Genomic DNA, 19,506 nt, shown 5'->3' on the forward strand with positions numbered 1-19,506 from the left:
GCCTACCCGCCACGCTGCGCGCGTTCCTTCGCTGCCGACGTCGTGCCGCCATGATCCAATCCGCCGAATTTCACTTCCCGGGCGGCCGCCACGGCGTGCTGCTGATCCACGGCCTGACCGGCACCCCCAGCGAGATGCGCCTGCTCGGCAAATCGCTGAACCGCGAGGGCTTCAGCGTGCACGGCGTGCAGCTGGCCGGGCATTGCGGCGACGAGGACGACCTGCTCGCCACCGGCTGGCGCGACTGGAGCGCCAGCGTCGAGCAGGCCGCGGCGCGGATGCGCCCGCAGGTGGACAAGCTGTTCGTGGCCGGCCTGTCGATGGGCGCGCTGCTGGCGCTGCAGCTGGCCGAAGAACGGCCGCAGTGGATCGACGGCGTCGGCGTGCTCGGCGCCACCTTCCGCTACGACGGCTGGAACATCCCCCGCCGCGCGCGGCTGGCGTTCCTGCTGCCGTGGTTCAAGCGCCTGGGCATCGGCCGCCGCCGCATGTTCCTGGAGGAACCGCCGTACGGCCTGCGCGACGAGCGCATCCGCGCGCAGGTCAGCGGCGCGATGCTCGGCGGCGACAGCAGCGCCGCCGGCCTGCCCGGCAATCCCTGGCACGCGCTGGCCGAGATGCACCTGCTGTCGCGGCGGGTGCGCCGCAACCTGGCCAAGGTGACCGCGCCGTGCCTGGTCGCGCATGCGGCCGAGGACGACATCGCGCATCTGCGCAATGCGCAGCTGGTGGTGGCCGGCGTGTCCGGGCCGGTGGAACTGCTGCTGCTGCACGACAGCTACCACATGATCACCCTGGACCGCGAACGCCGCGTGCTCGGCGCGCGGCTGGCGCAGTTCTTTGCCGCGCAGGCCGCCGCGCCGCGCCAGGCGGCCTGATGGCGCTGCAGGCGCCCGTGATCGGCGTGTGGCTGGCGACGGTGGCGCTGGACACGGTCGGCCAGCTGGCCTTCAAGCACGTCGCCAGCGACCCGCTGGCGACCGGCGCGGCGCGCTGGCGGCGCACGGCGCGGCAGCCGTGGCTGTGGCTTGGCATGGCCTGCTACGCGTTCGAGTTCCTGGCCTGGACCGCGTTCCTGTCGCTGGTGCCGCTGGGCCGCGGCGTGCTGCTGGGCTCGATCAACATCGTGGCGATCATGCTCGCCGGGCGCTGGCTGTTCGGCGAGCGGCTGGGGCGCATGCAGGTGGCCGGGATCTGCCTGGTCAGCGCCGGCGTGGCCGTGGTCGGGCTGGGCACATGAGCCGCCCGTCGCTGCAGCGCTATGCGTTCGGCTTCGCCCTGCTGCTGGGCTTCGACACCCTGGCCCAGTTCGGCTTCAAGCTCGGCGGCGCGCATGCGTTCCCGCCGCAGGCCGAGTGGGCCTGGGTGCTGCGCCTGCTCGCCAGCCCCTGGCTGTACGCCGCGCTGCTGGGCTATGTCGGCGCGTTCTTCACCTGGATGAAACTGCTCGAGCACGCGCCGATCGGGCCGGCCTTCGCCGCCTCGCACCTGGAGGTGGTCAGCGTGCTGCTGCTGTCGGCGTGGTGGTTCGGCGAAACCATCGGCGTGCTGCAGGCACTGGGTGCGGTGCTGATCGTGGCCGGCATCGTCTGTCTCGCGCTCGGCGAGCGCGCCGCGCCGGCCGATGCGCACTGAGGTCCCGCCCACCGCCGGCCTGCCGCTGCACTGGCGCGACCTGTGGCCGGCGCGCACGCCGCAGCGGCTGGCCGCGCAGCTCGGCCTGCCCGACGCGCTGCTGACCTGCTCCGGCACCGCCGCGCTGGTCATCGCGCTGCGCACCCTGGCCAGCTGCAGCCGCCGCCGGCAGGTGCTGGTGGCCGCCTACACCTGCCCGCTGGTGGCGCTGGCGGTGGCCCATTGCGGTCTGCAGCTGGTGCTGTGCGATCTGCTGCCCGATTCGATCGAACCCGACCCGGCGCAGCTGGCGCAGCGCTGCGGCAGCGACACCCTGGCGATCGTCGCCACCCACCTGGGCGGCCGCCTGACCGACCTGGCCCCGCTGCGCGAGGCCGCCGCGGCCTGCGGCGCGATGCTGATCGAGGACGCCGCGCAGGCGCTGGGCGGCGTGCATGGCGACGGCCGCGCCGCCGGCCTGGGCGGCGACATCGGCTTCTGCAGCCTGGCGGTGGGCAAGGGCCCGACCCTGTACGAAGGCGGCCTGCTGATGTCGCCACATGCGCCGTTGCGGCGCAGCCTGGCCGCGACCGCGGCGCGCCTGGGCCAGCCGGACTGGCGCTGGGAACTGCGGCGCAGCCTGCAGTTGCTCGGCTACGCCGCGCTGTACCGGCCGCGCGCCTTGCGCTGGGCCTACGGCGCGCCGCTGCGCCGCGCCCTGCGCCGCGGCGACCGCGTGGCCGCGGCCGGCGACCACTTCGACGCGGCGATCCCGCAGCATGCGGTCGGCGCCTGGCGCGAAGCGGTCGGCGTGCGCGCCAGCGCGCGCTGGCCGGCGTTCCTGGCGCAGGCGCGCGCGCAGGGCCAGCGCCGCGCCGCACGCCTGGCCGCGATCGCCGGGCTGCGGGTGATCGCCGACAGCGCCGGCGCGCAGGGCAGCTGGCCGGCGCTGCTGGTGCTGCTGCCGGATGCGGCCGCGCGCGAGCGCGCGCTGGCGCAGCTGTGGCCGCGCGGCCTCGGCGTCGGCCTGCTGTTCGTGCACGCCCTGCCCGACTACGCCTACCTGCACGGCCTCGTCGACGCCGCGCCGATGCCCAATGCGCGCGACTTCGCCGCGCGCTGCCTGAGCATCAGCAACAGCCCATGGCTGGACGAGGACGGGTTCGAGGCGATCGTCGCGGTGCTGCGGCAGGTGTGTGCGGAGCGGATGGGCTGATCCGCTCGCACTCAATGACGCACCTTGCACACCCCTGTAGGAGCGGCTCCAGCCGCGACCGGCTTTACCGATAGATCCTGTCGCGGCTGAAGCCGCTCCTGCACGGGCATGCGCTAGCGCCGCAGCCCGGCCTCGGCCAGCGCCTGCAGCAACCGCAGGTTCACCTGGTGCTGCCGCGCCTGCCAGTCCGACAGCGATTGCGGCGACGGCGCCGGCTGCGCATCCAGTGCCGCCAGGCGCCGCTTCCACCACTGCGGATACTGCGCCACCGACACCTCGCCGGTGATGTCGCTGCCGAGCAGTTGCCCGTGCAGGTAGGCGATGGCGGTGAGCAGGTGCGGCACGCGCAGTTCGCCCTGGTCCCAGTTGGTGCGCACCTCGTCCGGATCCAGCACGTCCTTGTCCAGCGACAGGTAGGTCGGCATCGGCGTGCTGCGCAGGTGCTGCAGGAAGGCGTCGATCATCTCCATGCTCGAGCCGAAGCCGCGTACCGCCCGGCCCAGCCCCAGGCGCCGCGCCCAGCCGACGTCCACGCCGCTGCACCAGTAGCGCAGCTTGCCGCGGTACAGCGGCCGCAGATGGTTTTCCCAGGCATGCGCGGCACCGACGTCGCCCGAGGTGATGCCGACCACCTCCACCCGCGCCACCTGCGGCAGCGCCGCCACCCGCCACACCCACGAGCCGCAATGCACGGCGAACGGGAAGCGCATGTTGTCCGGGTGGTTGTCGAACACCACCACCCGCAGCGGCGCGGGCGCGCGCTGCGCCTGTCGCACGATCAGCGGCAGGCTCAGGTGGTGGAAATCGCCGCTGCCCAGCAGCACGGTGCCATGCCGCGCCGGCAGCACGCCGTCGAGCGCGGCGCCGAAGCGCCGCAGCCGGCGCAGCGAACAGGCGAAGCGCAGCCCGTCGCACCACGCCTGCAGCGGCAGGTGCAGCGCGCCCGGCACGGTGCCGAGCGAGCCATCCAGATCCAGCAGTACCGGTGCGCTCATCTCATTCCGCCAGGTCGGCATCGGGGTCGGCAGTGCCGACGTCGTCGGCTTCGAACAGCGGCCGCAGCCGCCGCAGCGCGATGCGCAGCAGCGGATTGCGCGGGTACACCGCATGCCAGGTGTAGGTGAAGCTGGCGCCGAGCTGCGCCTTCACTTCCGGGTCGGTCCAGCCGGCGACGTAGGCGCGCAGGCCATGCCGGCAGGCGTAGTCCAGGTTGTGCATCCAGCTCAGCGCGTACAGGTTGTGCTCGCGCGCATCCGGATAGTGCAGGCCGATGTACTTGTCCAGCAGCCGCCCGTCGTGCACGTAGCACAGGTTCCAGCCGATCAGCCGGCCCTGGTGGCGATAGGTGAACACCAGGCCGCCGGCATCGGCATCGGTCAGCAGCGCGTCGAAGAACGCTTCGGTCAGCAGGTCGAAATGCACCTCGCTCTGCGCATAGACCTGCAGGTACAGCGCATAGCAGTGCGCGCGCAAGGCCGGGTCGGCGAAGGCGGCGCCGGTCGGCAGCGCCTGGATCTCCAGGTCGGCGCGCGAGCGCAGCTTGCGGCGGATGTTGCGGCGGCGGCCGCGCGACAGCCGCGCCAGGTAGTCGTCGGTGGAGGCGAAATCGATCGGCACCCAGGCCAGCGCCTGCCCGCGCAGCAGCACGTAGCCGCTGCGTTCGCAGGCTTCGAGGAACACATGCGCCCAGGCGTTGTCGGTGGCATCGAGCAGCGGCGAGCGCTGCGGGATGTCCTTGACGATCAGCAGCGCGCGCTTGCGCCCCAGCTGCGCCCGCCACTGCGCGGGCAACTGCGCCGGGTCGGCCGCGCGCGGCAGCCAGGCGTATTCGCTGACGGTGCTGCCGACGAAGCTGGTGCGCGGGCGCAGCAGGCGCCGCCACAGCCGCTGCAGCGGCCAGCGGGCGACGCGCGCGCGCAGCGCCGGGTCGGCGGTGGTCAGCAGGTCGAACTCGGCCTCGAAGGCCGGCACGCCGTGCTCCAGGGCACGCGCCTGGAAGGCCTGCGGCGGGTGCGCGAGGAACTGCTGCTGCAACGCCTGCGGTTCGAGTTGGCTTACGAAAGGCATCTGCAAGATTGACCGGCTAGCGTGGAGGATGGACGCCGCAGCCGTGGGCCGCGGCGTGCCTTCCACCGGCGGCATGCGCCGCACGGTGGCCATTCATTTCGCGGAGGACTGCCATGACCCCGTCTATCGAGACACAGATCCACAGCATCGTCGCCAAGCACGGCGAGATCGATCCCGCCGGCCTGACCGCGGATACCAAACTGCAGGACCTGGGCGTGGATTCGCTCGAGGCGATCGAAATCCTGTTCGACATCGAGGAGCACTTCGACATCACCTTCCCGCAGCGCGATCCGAACCTGGACGACGGCTCGCTGGGCAAGCTGGCCGACGCGGTGCACCAGGCACTGGCCGCCAAGGCCGCCGCCGCGACGCTGGCCGCGGCGCACTGAGCGGCCATGGACCGCTCGGCGCAGGGACATCGCGTCGTCGTCACCGGGATGGGCGCGGTCAGCGCGCTCGGCCTGGGTGCCGATGCCCTGTGGCGCGGCATGCGCGAGGGGCGTAGCGGCATCGCCGCGCTGGCCTCGCCCGATCCGCAGGCCACGCTGAAGATGCGCCTGGCCGCCGCGCTGCCCGGCTTCGCGCCGCAGGCGGCACAGCTGGGCGGCATCGCGCCCGGCCAGCTCGACCGCATGACCCAGATGGCGCTGGTCGCGGCCTACGAGGCGGTGGCCCAATCCGGACTGGACCTGCACGGCGCAGGCGGCGCTCGCGGCGCGGTGGTGCTCGGCACCGGCGTCGGCGCCGAACTCAGCCGCGACGAACAGTCGCGGCGGCTGTACCGCGAGCAGGCCGAGCGCCTGCACCCGCTGACCATCGTGCGCAGCATGAACAACGCCCCGGTCAGCCAGATCAGCATCGCCTTCGGCCTGCGCGGCCCGGCCTTCGCCGTGTCCAGCGCCTGCGCCTCGGCCAACCACGCGCTGGCGCAGGCGGCGCTGCTGATCCGCCACGGCCTGGCCGACGTCGCCATCAGCGGCGGCAGCGAGGCCTGCCTGAGCCTGCCGCTGATCCGCGCCTGGGAAGCGATGCGGGTGGTCAGCGACGACACCTGCCGGCCGTTCTGCGCGCAACGCAGCGGCCTGGTGCTGGGCGAAGGCGCCGGCGTGTTCGTGCTGGAAAGCGCCGCGCACGCCGCCGCGCGCGGCGCGCGGCCGCTGGCCGAACTGGCCGGTTTCGGCCTGGGCGCCGATGCGCACGACATCGTCGCGCCCAGCGTCGACGGCGCCGCCGCAGCGATGCGCCTGGCGCTGCACGACGCCGGCCTGGAGCCCCGGCAGATCGACTACATCAACGCCCACGGCACCGGCACCCTCGCCAACGACCGCGGCGAGACGCAGGCGATCCGCCAGGTGTTCGGCGACCACGCCGATGCGCTGGCGGTGAGCTCGACCAAGGCGGTGCACGGCCATGCGCTCGGCGCCGCCGGCGCGCTGGAACTGGTCGCGGCGATCGGCGCGCTGCGCGAACAGACGGTGCCGCCGACCGCGAACTTCCTGGATCCGGATCCGGACTGCGACCTGGACTACGTGCCCAACCAGGCCCGCGCGCGGCAAGTGCGCGCGGTGCTGAGCAATTCCTTCGCCTTCGGCGGCCTCAACGCGGTGCTGGCGTTGCGCGCGGCGGGCTGAAGCGCCCGTCGCGACGAAGAACGGGAGGCAACGCGGCGCCGACGCGCTGTCTCCCGCCATCTCATGCCACCCGCTTGGCGCGGGTCAGCAACTGGTCCAGCAGCGACAGGCCCAGATCGATCTCCTCGTGGCTGATGTGCAGCGACGGCGCCAGCGTGATCACGTTCTTGTAGTAGCCGCCCACGTCCAGCACCAGGCCGATGCGCTTGCCGTTGTGGCGCAGCTCGCCCTCCAGGCCCATGTCCACCATCGTGTCGAGCAGCTTGCGGTTCGGAGTGAAGCCGTCCGCCTGGCAGATCTCCGCGCGCAGCGCCAGGCCCAGGCCGTCGACGTCGCCGATTTCCGGATGGCGCGTCTGCAGGTCGCGCAGGCCGTCGAGGAAGTGCGCGCCCTTGGCCATGACCATGCTCTCGTAGTCGGTCTCGGCCAGCATGCGCATCGTCTCCAGGCCCACCGCGGTGCCGAGCGGATTGGAGGCGAAGGTGGAATGGGTCGAACCCGGCGGGAACACGGTCGGGTTGATCAGCTCCTCGCGCGCCCAGATCCCGGCCAGCGGGTTGAGCCCGTTGGTCAGCGCCTTGCCGAACACCAGCACGTCCGGGGTCACCCCGAAATGCTCGATCGCCCACAGCTTGCCGGTGCGGAAGAAGCCCATCTGGATCTCGTCCACCACCAGCAGGATGCCGTACTTGTCGAGCACCTTCTTCAGGCCGGTGAAGAAGTTCGGCGGCGGGATCACGTAGCCGCCGGTGCCCTGGATCGGCTCGACGTAGAACGCGGCGTACTCGCACTGCCCGGCCTTGGGATCCCACACGCCGTTGTATTCGGTCTCGAACAGGCGCTCGAACTTGGCCACGCACTGCTCGCCGTACTCTTCCTTGGAAATGCCCTTGGGGCCGCGGAAGTGGTACGGGAATTCGATGAACTGGGCACGGTCGAAATGGCCGAAGCGGCGCCGGTAGCGATACGAGGAGGTGATCGCCGAGGCGCCCAGGGTGCGGCCGTGGTAGCCGCCTTCGAAGGCAAACATCAGGCTCTTGCCGCCGCTGGCGTTGCGCACCAGCTTCAGCGAATCCTCCACCGACTGCGCGCCGCCGACGTTGAAGTGCACCCGGCCCTTGCGGCCCCACTTGCGTTCGGCATCCACCGCGATGGTCTTGGCCAGTTCGATCTTGGTCGGGTGCAGGTACTGGCTGGCCACCTGCGGCAGCGTGTCGATCTGCCGCTTCAGCGCGCCGTTCAGGCGCGGATTGGCGTAGCCGAAGTTGACCGCCGAGTACCACATCTGCAGGTCCAGGTACGGCACGTCCTCGGTGTCGTACAGGTAGCTGCCGTCGCAGTGCGCGAAGATCCGCGGCGGCTCGCTGTAGTGCACGGTGTCGCCGAACGAGCAGTACTCGGCCTCGTCGGCCAGCATCTGCGCGTCGCCGAGCGCGGCGTGGTAGGCCGGGCCGGTGCGCAGCAGCGCGTCCGGGTCGGGCGCGGCGGCGTCGGGCATGCCGAGGTCGAGATCGCCGTGCAGCGGCGCAAGCGCGGTGGGGAGCGGAACATTCCGATTCATGGGGATCAGGCTCGTTGGGGAACGGGAAGTGGGAGGCGCGCGACGGCCGGCGCCGGCGCGGCGAGTTCGTGCAGCAGGGCGATGGCGTCGTCGAACCCGCCGATCGCGCGGTGGGTGATGCCGCTGGCGCGGCAATGGCGCAACAGGCCGTCCTTGGCGAAGACCAGATCCGCCTTGCCGGCCACGCAGAAGTCGGAGCGGCCGTCGCCGATCAGCAAGGTGGAGCGCGCCGGTTCCTGCTGCGCCATGACCGCGCACTTGCAGGTGCCGCTGGCGCAGTCCGGCTGCGCGTGCGGCGAGGCCATGCGCCATTGCCCGGCGTCGGTGCGCAGCAGGCGGTTGGCGACGATCGGCAGCTGGTGCAGGCCGTGCCGCGCCAGGATCCGCGCGATCGGGTAGTCCAGGCCGTCGCTGACGATGCTCAGCGGCATGCCCAGATCGCGCGCCAGATCGACGAAACGCACGAACGCCGGATCGATGCGGACCTCGTCGAGCACCCGGTGCAGCGCGTCCACATCGCCGTCGAGCAGCGCCACCTGGCCGCTCATGCACTCGCGCGCACCGATCCGCCCGGCCACCCAATCGTCTTCCAACGCGCGCCAGCCGGGGCGGCCGAGACGCTCGAGCAAGGTATCGGTCACGTCCTGCAGCGACACGGTACCGTCGAAATCGCAAAGAATCTTCCACTGGGCGCGCAAGGCGGCTCTCCGGCTAATTCGGGCAGAGCCTAGGCGGGCTGTCTTTCGTGCTCCTTTCCGTATGCCGACAGCGCCGATCGGCAGCGCGCAGCCGGACGGCGGGCCCTCCGGCATGCGGCGGCGGCGAACCACCCTGCGATCCCGGCGGACACCGGGCCTGCGCCTGACCGATGCGGCAGAAGACGCCGCATTGCGGCCTCGGCACACATCCGCCGGTGGCGGGAGCCCCGGTCGGCTGCTGTCGCTGCCGCCCTGCAATGCCGAATGGCGCTCTGCAGATCGGACTCTTTGCGCCCGATTCAGGCCAAATTCTTGTCCCAGGGCGGGACGGGCATGAACGCCCGCACGAGTTCATCGACGACCGCCCTGATCTTGGGCGCCAAGTTCCGCGTTGCCGGCCACAGCGCGTGGATCGGAGAACCTTCGACCCCTCGCGAAGCGAAAACCGTCTGGAGGGCGCCGCTCCTCAGTTCATCGGCCACCAGCCAGGTAGGAAGCTGACCGATGCCCATGCCATCGAGCACAGCCGCGCGCAACGCGTCTCCATCGCTAATGGTGTGACGCCCCTTGATCTTGACGTTCACCGCACGTCCCTCGCCATCCAGCAGTTGCCACGGCACCATGTCGCCACCTCGTCCGAAAGTGATGCAGTCGTGACGTGCAAGATCGCCGACGGATGTCGGATGTCCGTTTTCTGCGAAGTAGGCAGGCGAGCCGCAGGTGACTGTTCTTTGAAGCCCAAGGTAGCGCGCCGAAAGAGAGCCGCTGTTGCCTGGCTCTCCCAAGCGCACCACCAGATCGACGTTCTCTTCCAGCAGATCGACTGCGCGGTCCGAAAACGCAACGTCCAGCGCGAGCTTCGGGTGCTGCCGAACGAGGTCGCGCAGCACGGGCATGACCCAGCGTCTCCCGAACGTCACCGGCAGGCTGATGCGCAGGGTTCCCGACACCTCTCTGCGGCGCGAGGCGGCCCGCGACTCGGCCTCGTCCAGTTCGGCGAGCACGCGCAGGCAGCTTTGATGGAAGTCGGCACCCGCCGCAGTCAGCGCAAGCCGACGTGTGGTTCGGTCGAGCAGGCGCACGCCCAATCGCTCCTCCAGTGTCGCCACGCCCTTGCCCACTGCCGATTTGGAAAGACCGATTCTCTTCGCGGCCGCGGTGAAACTGCCGGCCTCCACTGCCTGGACAAAGACGGTGATGCCTTGCAGGCGGGATGCGCTGTAACTCGTCATGCTGGCGCCAATTGAAGAATTTAAGTGGCCAATCTACGCGAAATTATTCGCAACCAGCACGTTTTCCTCGCCGATAAGCTGGGCCGTCGCGATTGGACGACGTGCACAGGAGAATGAAGATGGCGGCCGAATTCATGAAGGCCTGGCAATTGCCGACCTTTGGGATGGAAAACCTGGAACTGGCGCAGCGGCCGTTACCGCGCCCTGGCCCCGATGAACTTCTGGTCAAGGTCGCGGCGGTCTCGCTGAACTACCGGGACACGCTGGTGGTCAACGGCGGACTGTTGCCGGAGCGGCCGCGAATGCCATTCGTCCCGGTTTCCGACATGGCCGGGGAAGTGGTCGAGCTGGGTTCGAAGACAAGCCGTTTCAGGATCGGCGACCGGGTCATGGGGAATTTCTGGACGCAGTGGCTCGATGGCAAGCCGCCGCGGGCGATGCTCGAGCACGGCTTGTCCCTGGGCGGCCCGCTGCCGGGCATGCTTGCAGAATATGTCGTGCTTCCCGAGGAGGCGGCGGTAGCGGCGCCGTTGTCCTTGTCGAATGAAGAGGCCTCCACCCTGCCCGTCGCAGCCCTCACCGCATGGTTCGCGCTGGTGGAAGCAGGACGCCTGCGCAAGGGACAGACGGTGCTGGTTCAGGGCACCGGCGGCGTGTCGTTGTTCGGCCTGCAGTTCGCCCATGCACTGCGAGCGCGCGTGATCGTGACCTCACGCAGCGACGACAAGCTGGCCCGTGCAAAAACGCTTGGCGCTTGGGCCGGCATCAACACCAGCCGCATTCCGGCCTGGGCGCAAGCAGCGCTCGAACTGACGGATGGCCATGGCGTTGATCAGGTGCTGGAACTGATGGGCGGGGACAATCTGCGCCAGTCCGTCGAAGCCCTGGCCGGGTCCGGGCATATCCTGCAGATGGGCTTCCTGGACGACACCGAGCTGCGCATGCCGGCCATTCCGCTGATGCTCCGGCGCGCCACCTTGCGAGGTGTTTCTGTTGGACACCGGCGCGCATTCGAGGAAATGAATCAGGCCATCGACCGGCACCGCATCAAGCCGGTGATCGACCAGGTGTTTTCGTTCGCCGAAGCGCAGGCAGCGTTCAAGCACCTCAAACACGGGCCATTCGGAAAGCTGGTCATCAAGGTCAACGCGTAGCGTCCGAGTCGCGAATCGGGGCGGCCGCCGCGCACTGCCACGAGGGCTATCCGGTCAGCGACAGCGAATCGATTGCGCATCATCCACCCCGGCGGCAGTGGCCGCATTGCAGCCTTGACACACATCCGGCCAGGGGCAAGGCTAGATTCGCATCAAGGGGGGGCTCATCGGCGGTACCGGGGGCCTATCAATGAAAGACGCCATGCTGTCGTCCTGCGCCGAGCAGGACGCGTTCCGCCTGGACGCGCAGTTGCTGTCGGACCTGTGGGTGTTCCGGGCCGCGGCCCGGCATGGCAGCATCACCGGCGCGGCGGCGGCGCTGAACGTCACCCAGGGCGCGGTCAGCCAGCGCGTGCTGCGGCTGGAAGCGCGGCTGGGCACCGAACTGTTCCGGCGCAGCCAGCGCAGGATCGCGCTGACCCCGTCCGGCATGACCCTGCTCGGCGCGGTCAACGGCGCCTCGGCCGGCCTCAACGACGCCCTTTCGCGCATCGCCCGTTCGCAGGGCGGCGCCCTGGTCGTGGTGTGCCCGCCGTCGCTGGCGATCGAATGGCTGATGCCGCACCTGCCGGACTTCTACCGCGAATGCCAGGGCATCGAGCTGCATGTGCGCGCGGAGATGGTGGCGCCGCATGCGTACTGGATGGAAGAACAGCGCGTGGACGTGGTGATTGGCTATTCGCATGCGCCGATCCCCGGCCTGTGCCAGCTGGCCGAATTCGCCGAGACGATCTTCCCGGTGTGCTCGCCGGCGACGCGCCAGCGGCTGGACGCGCGGCCTGCGGACCCGTGCGACGTGCTGCTGATGCACGACGACGCGGTCTGGCTGGAAGGCGAACTGGCCGGCGCCGAATGGCGCGAGTGGCTGGACCACGTGGCGGAGCAACCGCGTTGGCGGGTCACCGCCGAACGCCATTTCAACCTGGCCTACCTGGCCTACCAGGCGGCGATCTACGGCGATGGCCTGGCGATGGCGCGCTCGATCGGCATCCAGCGGTTGCTCGGTTCCGGCCTGCTGGTGCCGGCGCTGGATCGGCCGCCGGTGCCCAGCGCGCACTATCGGCTGATGTCGTTGCTGCCGGCCAGGGAAGGCAGCTCGGCCGCGCGCTTCAGCGCGTGGCTGCTCGCCACCATGCGCCGCACCCAGCAGCGCGTGCTGGAGGCCCTGCCCCAGCGCTGAACGCCGTCCTATCAGCCCAGCTATTGGATTCGCTAGAAATGCTGCATTGCCGCAGGCGCGGCGCCGCGCTACATAGGAGGACAGCAGGGCAGAGAAAGTGGGGATGCGCTTTCCGGCCGGGGACAGGCCCGCCTTGCGACGCTGGCGCAGGAACCCTCCTGCCCGGCCGCCGCCTTTGCCTCCGCTCGCCGGATCGCCGTCATCGCCCGTCACCGCGCCATCGCAGCGCGCGCATCGGTGTGCCGGCGATCGTCGGACTCGGCGTGGAGGCGTTTGCCCAGCCACTTTCGCGAGGCTCCACCGCCATGACCGCCACACCCGTCCGCGCCGTTTCCCATTCCCTGCCGCGCCGCGCGCATCGCGGCGTCGCGGTGTCCAGCCGCCTCTCCATCGCCCTGGCGCTGGCCTTGCTGGCGCCGCATGCGCTCGCCGCGGACAGCGACGGCACCCAGGTGACCGATCTCAACAGCGTCGAGGTCACCGCCAAGAAACAGAAGGAACGGGTGCAGAACGGCGCGCTGGGCGACGCCTCCGACCTGGACACGCCGTTCTCGGTCAGCACGGTGGACGCGGAGCAACTGGAAGCGCGCCAGGCCAAATCGCTGATGGACGTGTTCTCGCGCGACGCCAGCGTCAGCCGCAGCGCCGGCAGCGACTACAACGGCTGGGCCTCGCGGCTGATCGTGCGCGGCCTGCCGCTGAGTTTCGAGGACAGCATGAAGGTCAACGGCCAGCCGACCGCGCTGTTCGGCGTCAACCTGCCGCTGGAGGCGATGGAACAGGTGCAGTTGCTCAAGGGCGCCAGCGGCTTCATGTACGGCTTCGGCCAGCCCGGCGGCATCGTCAACTACATCACCAAGAAGCCCCCCGCCGATGGCGAGCGCATCGCCAGCGTCGACGTCGGCTACCGCTCCGACAGCATCGTCAGCGAGCATGTGGACCTGGGCGGCTGGCTCGGCCAGGACAAGGATTTCGGCTACCGCATGAATGCCGTGCACGAAGCCGGCGACTTCTATTCCGGCGGCCACATCGACCGCAATGCGTTCGCGCTGTCGCTGGTCGGCAAGCTCACCCCGGCGGTGACCTGGACCGCCGACCTGCTGTACCAGGACCGCCAGATCGACGCGCCCACGCCCTACTTCTATCCCTGGAGCTACCCGCTCAAGTACCTGCCCGACGGCATCAGCGGCAACACCAACTACTCCTCGCCGGCCACGCTCAACCACGACAAGTTCACGATGCTCTCCACCGGCCTGGCCTGGGAGATTTCCCAGGACTGGAAGGCGTCGCTGTCGCTGGGCTACCTGAAGAACGACTACCGGCTGCGCCAGGAATACTTCGAGCTGGACGGCGCCGACGGCTACTACGACGACTGGGTGTTCAACGGCCTGGACCTGTGGACCTTCAAGTACGCGCAGGCGCTGCTCGAAGGCGGCTTCGCCACCGGCGCGATCGGCCACCGCGTGGTGGTCGGCGCGGCCTGGCAGGAAATGCAGGAGAGCCTGGGCAACGGCAACCTGAGTTCCTGGGACGTGATCGGCTCGGGCTACCTGTCGGTGCCGGTGCGCTTCCCATGGAATCCCACCTCCGACAACCTGGCGCTGTTCCGCTACTCGGACGTCAAGCAACTGGCCGGCTTCGCCAGCGATACCCTGACCTTCTCGCCGCACTGGTCGCTGCTGCTCGGCGCGCGCTTCACCGACTACACCCAGACCAGCCACGCCTGGGGCACCGGCGTGGTCACCAGCATCTACAAGAAGCCGGTGTGGACGCCGACCGTGGCGCTGCTGTTCAAGCCCGGCGCCGATTCCACGCTGTATGCCAGCTACGTGAAGTCGCTGGAACAAGGCGGCAGCGTCGGCAACACCTTCGCCAATGCCGGCGCGCAGCTGGATCCGCTGCAGAGCACCCAGTACGAACTCGGCTACAAGATCGAGAAGCCGCGCTGGCAGGCCGCGGCGGCGCTGTTCCGGATCGACCGCGGCGCCGAATACGCCAATGCCGACAACGTCTACGTGCAAAACGGCAACCTGCGCTACGACGGCCTGGAGCTGGAAGGCCGCGTGCAGGCGAGCGAGCGGCTGGGGCTCGGCGCATCGCTGCTGCTGCTCGACGCCTACTACCAGCAGACCAGCACCGCCTGGCTGGTGGACAAGCAACTGGAAGGCACCGCCAGGCTGACCGCGACGCTGGACGCCGACTACCAGGTGCCCGGCATCGACGGCCTGGCGCTGCATTCGGACCTGAAGTGGTTCGGACGCACCGCGATCTACAACAACACCGCGCAGCAGACCACCGTGTACGCGAAGGGCTATGCGGTGGTCAACGCCGGTGCCGGCTACCAGACCCGGATCGGCGGGCGCCCTGTCACCTTCCGCGCCGAGGTGCAGAACCTGTTCGACCGCGCCTACTGGCAGGGCGGCTACTACGAGTTCGCGATCGGCGCGCCGCGCACCTACGCGGCCAATGTCAAGATCGACTTTTGAGCCGGCCCCCGCGCCTGGCTTGCCATCCCCGCGGGACCGACGCCGGCCCCGCACCTGCCGCCGTGCATGCTACGGCGGCGCCTTCCAAGAGAGACAGCCTGTGATGACCCGATCGTTGCCGCCATCGTCGCTGCCATGGCGGTTGTGCGCCGTCCTGCTGCTGTCGGCATGCAGCGCTGCCGTTCCGGCAGCGGCCTTGCGTCCGATCAGCGCCGACGACATCGTCGACCTGCGCCACCTGGACGATCCGCAGATCGCCGCCGATGGCCGCCAGGTCGCCTACGTGCTGAAGACGCCGCGCGACCACGGCAAGCCGCCGCTGTCGCGGCTGTGGCTGGTGGACACCGCCGCCGGCGCCGCATCGGCGCATGCCTTGACCGATGCGGGAAGCTCCGCGGCCGGCGAAACGTCTCCGCGCTGGTCGCCCGACGGCGCCTGGATCGGCTTCCTGTCCGATCGCGGCAAGACCCGGGACCCGCGCCCCGCCTGCGCTCCCGGCGAAGCGGCGGCGCATGCCAACGCCAACCCCAACGCAGACGCAGACGCAGACGCAGACGCCGACGCGCCGAGCATGCAGGTCTGGCGCATCGCCCGCGCTGGCGGCGCGCCGCAACAGCTGACCGCGGCCGCCGGTCCGGTCAGCGCCTTCGCCTGGTCGCCGGACGGCAGGCGCCTGGCCTGGATCGCCACCGATCCGCCGTCCGCCGAGCGCAAGGCGCGCCTGCAGCGCAAGGACGATGCGCAACAGGTGGACCACGACCTCGCCTTCGACCGGGTCTGGGTCCGCGACCTGCCCGACGGCGCGCCGCGCGCGCTGACCGCGCCCGGCCTGCAGGTCTCGCAGCTGGCCTGGTCGCCGGACGGCACCCGGCTGGCACTGCGCGTGGCCGACGCGCCAGGCCTCAACGGCTACTGGAACCGCTCGCGGCTGGTGCTGGTCGCCGCCGACGACGGCCGCCTGCTGCGCGTGGTCGCCGGCTCGGTCGGCGCGCAGCCGCCGCGCTGGTCGCCCGACGGCAGCCAGCTGCTGTACGCGGCGCTGGGCCAGGGCAAGATGACCTCGACCCTGCTCGCGCACCGCCTGGCCGACGATCGCCAGGTGCGCCTGGCGCCGGACTGGGCCGGCACGCTGTGGCACGCGGAGTGGCGCGACGACGCGCGCATCGTGGTCGAAGGCCAGCGCGGGCTGCGCGCCGAATTCCTGCAGGTCGACGCCGGCAGCGGCAAGGCGCGCACGCTGGCCGGCGTGCATGCGGCATGGGCCGCGTTCACCCTCGCCGGCGACGGCCGCGTGGCCTTCCTCGGCGAAACGCCGAGCGCACCGGCCGAGATCTGGCTGCTGCGCGATGGCCGCAGCCGCGCCCTGACCGACAGCAATCCGCAGGTGCGGCAGTGGGCGCTGGGCACGCTGCGCGAACTGAGCTGGCGCAGCTCGCGCGACGGCCGCCGCATCGACGGCGTGCTGGTGCTGCCGCCGGGCTGGAAACCGGGCACGCCGCTGCCGACGCTGCTGCAGATCCACGGCGGGCCGGCCTGGGCCTGGTGGTCCGGCTGGCTCGGCTCCTGGCACGACTGGGCGCAGCTGCTGGCCTCGCGCGGCTACGCCGTGCTGCTGCCGAATCCGCGCGGCTCCGAAGGCCAGGGCGCGGCCTTCACCGAGGCCGCCAACAACGACTGGGGCGGCGGCGACTACCAGGACGTGCTCGACGGCCTGGACGCGATCGTGGCCCAGCGCATCGCCGACCCGGCGCGCGTGGCCATCGGCGGCTGGAGCTACGGCGGCTACCTGGCGGCGTGGGCGGCGAGCCACGACCCGCAGCGGCGCTTCCGCACCGCCATCGTCGGCGCCGGCGTCACCGACCTGTACAGCATGGCGCTGACCACCGACGTGCACGATTTCCTGCCCGGCTATTTCGGCCGCGACGCGCTGTCCGCGCGCAGCGTGCTGGACGAGCGCTCGCCGCTGCGCTATGCCGAGCGCGTGCGCATGCCGGTGCTGATCCTGCACGGCGAACAGGACCAGCGCGTGCCGCTGGCGCAGGGGCAGATGCTGTACCAGGCGCTGCGCAGCAACGGCACGCCGGTGCGGATGGTGACCTACCCGCGCAGCACGCACTGGCCGGAAGAACGCGACCTGCAACGCGACCTGTTGCAACAGGTGGCGCGCTGGCTGGACACGCAACTTGCCGCCGGTGCCGCGCGCGACGGCGCCGGCGATGCCGCGACGGCGCCGGAACAATGAGGTTTTGCTTCGTGCAGATCGGCGCAGCCAGCGACGCTGCGCCGCGTCGGCGCACGCGCCACAGCCTCGGCGTGGCAAGCATGCAGCCAGGGAAATGCGCCGGAAGCCGACCCGCCCTTCCCCATTCCCGACTCTCCAATTCCCCATTCCCAGCGTCAACGACGCCATGGTGCCCGGAGCCGGAATCGAACCGGCATGGGGTCGCCCCCGGCGGATTTTAAGTCCGATGCGTCTACCAGTTTCGCCATCCGGGCCTGGTGCCGCTAGCGTGCCTGATTGCATGGCGCTTGTGAACCGCGGCGCAGGCGGCGCGGCTTTGCGATACGGCCCGCATCGGCCGAAAGAGCCCCGGCGCCTCCGCCACGACGGAACCGGGGATGCCATTCGGCAAGCGGTGAACCTGTCCGCGGGCGGCGCTCAGATCGCCCGCGAGTAGCGTGCGGGCTGCGCCGGCTGGCGCAGGTAGCGGTCGAAGCACATCGCGATCAGGCGCAGCAGCGGGCGCCCGCGCGCGGTGGCCTGGATCGTGCCGTCGCGGTAGTCGGCCAGGCCGTCGGCGCACAGCGGCGCCAGCGCCTGCAGCTCGTCGTGGAAATAGCTGGCGAAGTCGATGCCGTGGCGCTGCGCCAGCGCGGCGACGTCGGCGCGGCCCTGGCACATCAGCTGCTGGATCAGCTCCGCGCGCAGCGCATCGTCGGCGCTGAGCTGCAGGCCGCGCAGCACCGGGCTGTCGCCGGCGTCCACCGCCGCTTCCCAGGCCGGCAGCTCGCGCTGGTTCTGGCTGTAGCTGGCGCCGATGCGGCTGATCGCGCTGACGCCCAGGCCGAGCAGGTCGGTGTCGGCATGCGTGGTGTAGCCCATGAAGTTGCGGTGCAGCCCGCCCTGGCGCTGCGCGCGCGCCAGGTCTTCGTGCGGCAGCGCGAAATGGTCCATGCCGATGTACTGGTAGCCGGCGGCCGACAGCGTGCGCACCGCCAGGCCGAGCAACGCGAGCTTCTGCTCGGCGTCGGGCAGGTCCGCATCGGCGATGCGCCGCTGCGCCTTGAACAGGTGCGGCATGTGCGCATAGCCGTACACCGCCAGGCGGTCCGGGCGCGCCGCGATCACCGTGTGCAGGGTGCGCTCGAAGCCGGCCAGGGTCTGCCGCGGCAGGCCGTAGATCAGGTCCACGTTGACCGAACGCATGCCGTGCACGCGGCAGGCGCGCAGGATGTCCAGCGTCTCGGCCACGCCCTGGCGGCGATTGATCGCCTGCTGCACCAGCGGGTCGAAATCCTGGATGCCCAGGCTGGCGCGGTTGAAGCCCAGCGCGGCCAGCGCGGCGATGTCCTGCGGCGTCACCGTGCGCGGATCCAGCTCGATGGAGATGTCGCGGTCCGGCGCCTCGCTGAAGCGGAACAGCCCGCGCAGGCCCTGCAGCAGCTCGCCGAGCAGTTCCGGCGCCAGGAAATTCGGCGTGCCGCCGCCCAGGTGCAGCTGCACCACCTCGCGCTCGGCCTCGAAGCAGGCGGCCATCATCGCCGCCTCGCGCAACACGCGCTGCACGTAGGCGCGGCCCTTGCCGACGTCGCGGGTGATGACCCGGTTGCAGCCGCAGTAGAAACACGGATTGCGGCAGAACGGCACGTGCACGTACAGCGACAGCGGCCGCGTCGGATCGCCGGCCTGCACCGCCGCGAACAGCTGCGCCGGGCCGAACCCGGCCTGGAAATGCGGCGCGGTCGGATACGAGGTGTAGCGCGGGCCGGGACGGTCGTAGCGGCGCAGCAGTTCGGCGTCGAAGGTCCAGGCGGCGGCGGGATCGGGAGCGGTCAGGATGTCCATGGCGGCCAGCATGCGCGGCACGGCGGCGGGCCGCCTTGACCTGGATCAATCGGCGTGCGACAGCGGCAGCGCCGGCTCGAACGGCCGCCAGCTCATCTGGTGGCGGCGCCAGAAGGTGTCGGCGATGCGCGCGGCGATGTCGTCGGCCAGCAGCCGCATCGGCGCATTGTCCAGTTCGGCGGTGGTGGCGCGGAACAGCCCCAGCCAGCGCTGGAACAGCACGTCGCTGAGCTCGCGCATGGCCATGTGCTTGGGCATCGGCGCGCCGCGGAAGCGCCGCGTGCCGCGCAGCATCGCCGACCAGAAGTCGCTCAGCTGCAGCAGGTGCCCGTCCCAGTCCTCGATGTGCGCGGCGAACACCGCGGCCAGGTCGGCGTCGGCGCGCACGCGGCGGTAGAACGCGGCCACCAGCGCGGTCACTTCGTCTTCGCTGCACAGCTCCGGCCCGGGCAACGGCAAGGCGGCGATGTCGTCATGCATGGCGGTGCTCCTGCTCGATGGCGCCAGTATCCGCACCCGCCCGGGCGCGGCCTTGATCAGGATCAATGTCGCCACGCGTCGCGCTGCCTAGTCTGCCCGGGCGGCATGCGCCTGCGCCGAC

17 protein-coding genes and 1 tRNA gene are annotated in these 19,506 nt (G+C 70.7%); 10 read left to right on the forward strand and 8 right to left on the reverse strand.

What is annotated here, in order from left to right:
* Nucleotides 1–50: 50 nt before the first annotated feature.
* The 4 genes from AB3X10_RS13490 to AB3X10_RS13505 are packed head-to-tail and all read left to right on the forward strand — an operon-like array spanning nt 51 to nt 2,830.
* Nucleotides 51–878, forward strand: coding sequence for an alpha/beta hydrolase (locus AB3X10_RS13490; RefSeq protein ID WP_369975588.1), 828 nt, complete (start codon nt 51–53; stop codon nt 876–878).
* Complete coding sequence (locus AB3X10_RS13495) at nt 878–1,240, forward strand: EamA family transporter (RefSeq protein ID WP_369975589.1); 363 nt, start codon at nt 878–880, stop codon at nt 1,238–1,240. Before AB3X10_RS13490 ends, AB3X10_RS13495 begins: the two co-directional genes overlap by 1 nt.
* A complete protein-coding gene (locus AB3X10_RS13500) occupies nt 1,237–1,635 on the forward strand; it encodes a DMT family transporter (RefSeq protein ID WP_369975591.1) in 399 nt (132 codons plus the stop codon). The genes AB3X10_RS13495 and AB3X10_RS13500 overlap by 4 nt, the downstream gene beginning before the upstream one ends.
* Nucleotides 1,625–2,830 (forward strand): DegT/DnrJ/EryC1/StrS family aminotransferase, encoded by a 1,206-nt coding sequence (locus AB3X10_RS13505; RefSeq protein ID WP_369975593.1) that lies wholly within the window; start codon nt 1,625–1,627, stop codon nt 2,828–2,830. The genes AB3X10_RS13500 and AB3X10_RS13505 overlap by 11 nt, the downstream gene beginning before the upstream one ends.
* A 113-nt stretch (nt 2,831–2,943) precedes the next feature.
* On the opposite strand, the gene AB3X10_RS13510 is transcribed toward AB3X10_RS13505, so the two are convergent.
* Nucleotides 2,944–3,825 (reverse strand): hypothetical protein, encoded by an 882-nt coding sequence (locus AB3X10_RS13510; RefSeq protein ID WP_369975594.1) that lies wholly within the window; start codon nt 3,823–3,825, stop codon nt 2,944–2,946.
* A 1-nt stretch (nt 3,826) separates the two neighbouring features.
* On the reverse strand, nt 3,827–4,897 hold the full coding sequence (locus AB3X10_RS13515) for a GNAT family N-acetyltransferase (RefSeq protein ID WP_369975596.1): 1,071 nt from the start codon (nt 4,895–4,897) through the stop codon (nt 3,827–3,829).
* A gap of 113 nt (nt 4,898–5,010) precedes the next feature.
* On the opposite strand from AB3X10_RS13515, the gene AB3X10_RS13520 reads away from it, so the two are divergent.
* A complete protein-coding gene (locus tag AB3X10_RS13520; protein ID WP_369975597.1) occupies nt 5,011–5,286 on the forward strand; it encodes an acyl carrier protein in 276 nt (91 codons plus the stop codon).
* Between the two features lie 6 nt (nt 5,287–5,292).
* The gene (locus tag AB3X10_RS13525; RefSeq protein ID WP_369975598.1) at nt 5,293–6,528 is read left to right on the forward strand and encodes a beta-ketoacyl-[acyl-carrier-protein] synthase family protein; all 1,236 of its coding nucleotides are present in this window, start codon (nt 5,293–5,295) and stop codon (nt 6,526–6,528) included.
* Between the two features lie 61 nt (nt 6,529–6,589).
* Here the strand turns inward: AB3X10_RS13525 and AB3X10_RS13530 are convergent, their stop codons facing one another.
* The 3 genes from AB3X10_RS13530 to AB3X10_RS13540 form a co-directional block, all read right to left on the reverse strand.
* Nucleotides 6,590–7,945 carry an aspartate aminotransferase family protein gene (locus tag AB3X10_RS13530; RefSeq protein WP_369981821.1) on the reverse strand — a complete coding sequence of 452 codons (1,356 nt, stop codon included), beginning with the start codon at nt 7,943–7,945 and terminating at the stop codon, nt 6,590–6,592.
* A 149-nt stretch (nt 7,946–8,094) separates the two neighbouring features.
* Nucleotides 8,095–8,787, reverse strand: coding sequence for an MtnX-like HAD-IB family phosphatase (locus tag AB3X10_RS13535; protein WP_369975599.1), 693 nt, complete (start codon nt 8,785–8,787; stop codon nt 8,095–8,097).
* A 299-nt stretch (nt 8,788–9,086) separates the two neighbouring features.
* Nucleotides 9,087–10,019 carry a LysR family transcriptional regulator gene (locus tag AB3X10_RS13540; protein ID WP_369975600.1) on the reverse strand — a complete coding sequence of 311 codons (933 nt, stop codon included), beginning with the start codon at nt 10,017–10,019 and terminating at the stop codon, nt 9,087–9,089.
* A gap of 119 nt (nt 10,020–10,138) precedes the next feature.
* Here AB3X10_RS13540 and AB3X10_RS13545 point away from each other — a divergent pair, with 119 nt between their 5' ends.
* The 4 genes from AB3X10_RS13545 (at nt 10,139) to AB3X10_RS13560 (ending at nt 17,081) form a co-directional block, all read left to right on the forward strand.
* Nucleotides 10,139–11,173 (forward strand): zinc-dependent alcohol dehydrogenase family protein, encoded by a 1,035-nt coding sequence (locus tag AB3X10_RS13545; protein WP_369975601.1) that lies wholly within the window; start codon nt 10,139–10,141, stop codon nt 11,171–11,173.
* 202 nt (nt 11,174–11,375) lie between these two features.
* Nucleotides 11,376–12,353: a LysR family transcriptional regulator gene (locus AB3X10_RS13550; RefSeq protein WP_369975602.1), complete on the forward strand. Its 978-nt coding sequence runs from the start codon at nt 11,376–11,378 to the stop codon at nt 12,351–12,353.
* Between the two features lie 305 nt (nt 12,354–12,658).
* A complete protein-coding gene (locus AB3X10_RS13555; protein ID WP_369975603.1) occupies nt 12,659–14,839 on the forward strand; it encodes a TonB-dependent siderophore receptor in 2,181 nt (726 codons plus the stop codon).
* A 196-nt stretch (nt 14,840–15,035) separates the two neighbouring features.
* Nucleotides 15,036–17,081 carry an alpha/beta fold hydrolase gene (locus AB3X10_RS13560; RefSeq protein ID WP_369975605.1) on the forward strand — a complete coding sequence of 682 codons (2,046 nt, stop codon included), beginning with the start codon at nt 15,036–15,038 and terminating at the stop codon, nt 17,079–17,081.
* 167 nt (nt 17,082–17,248) lie between these two features.
* On the opposite strand, the gene AB3X10_RS13565 is transcribed toward AB3X10_RS13560, so the two are convergent.
* From AB3X10_RS13565 to AB3X10_RS13575, 3 genes are all read right to left on the reverse strand, one after another.
* Nucleotides 17,249–17,335 (reverse strand) — tRNA-Leu (locus AB3X10_RS13565).
* 163 nt (nt 17,336–17,498) lie between these two features.
* Nucleotides 17,499–18,905, reverse strand: a complete 1,407-nt coding sequence (gene hemN, locus AB3X10_RS13570) for an oxygen-independent coproporphyrinogen III oxidase (protein ID WP_369975606.1) — start codon at nt 18,903–18,905, stop codon at nt 17,499–17,501.
* A 45-nt stretch (nt 18,906–18,950) separates the two neighbouring features.
* Complete coding sequence (locus tag AB3X10_RS13575; RefSeq protein ID WP_369975607.1) at nt 18,951–19,385, reverse strand: group III truncated hemoglobin; 435 nt, start codon at nt 19,383–19,385, stop codon at nt 18,951–18,953.
* Nucleotides 19,386–19,506 lie beyond the last annotated feature (121 nt).

Source organism: Xanthomonas sp. DAR 80977 (genome assembly GCF_041240605.1).
GTDB classification, from domain to species: Bacteria; Pseudomonadota; Gammaproteobacteria; order Xanthomonadales; family Xanthomonadaceae; genus Xanthomonas_A; species Xanthomonas_A bundabergensis.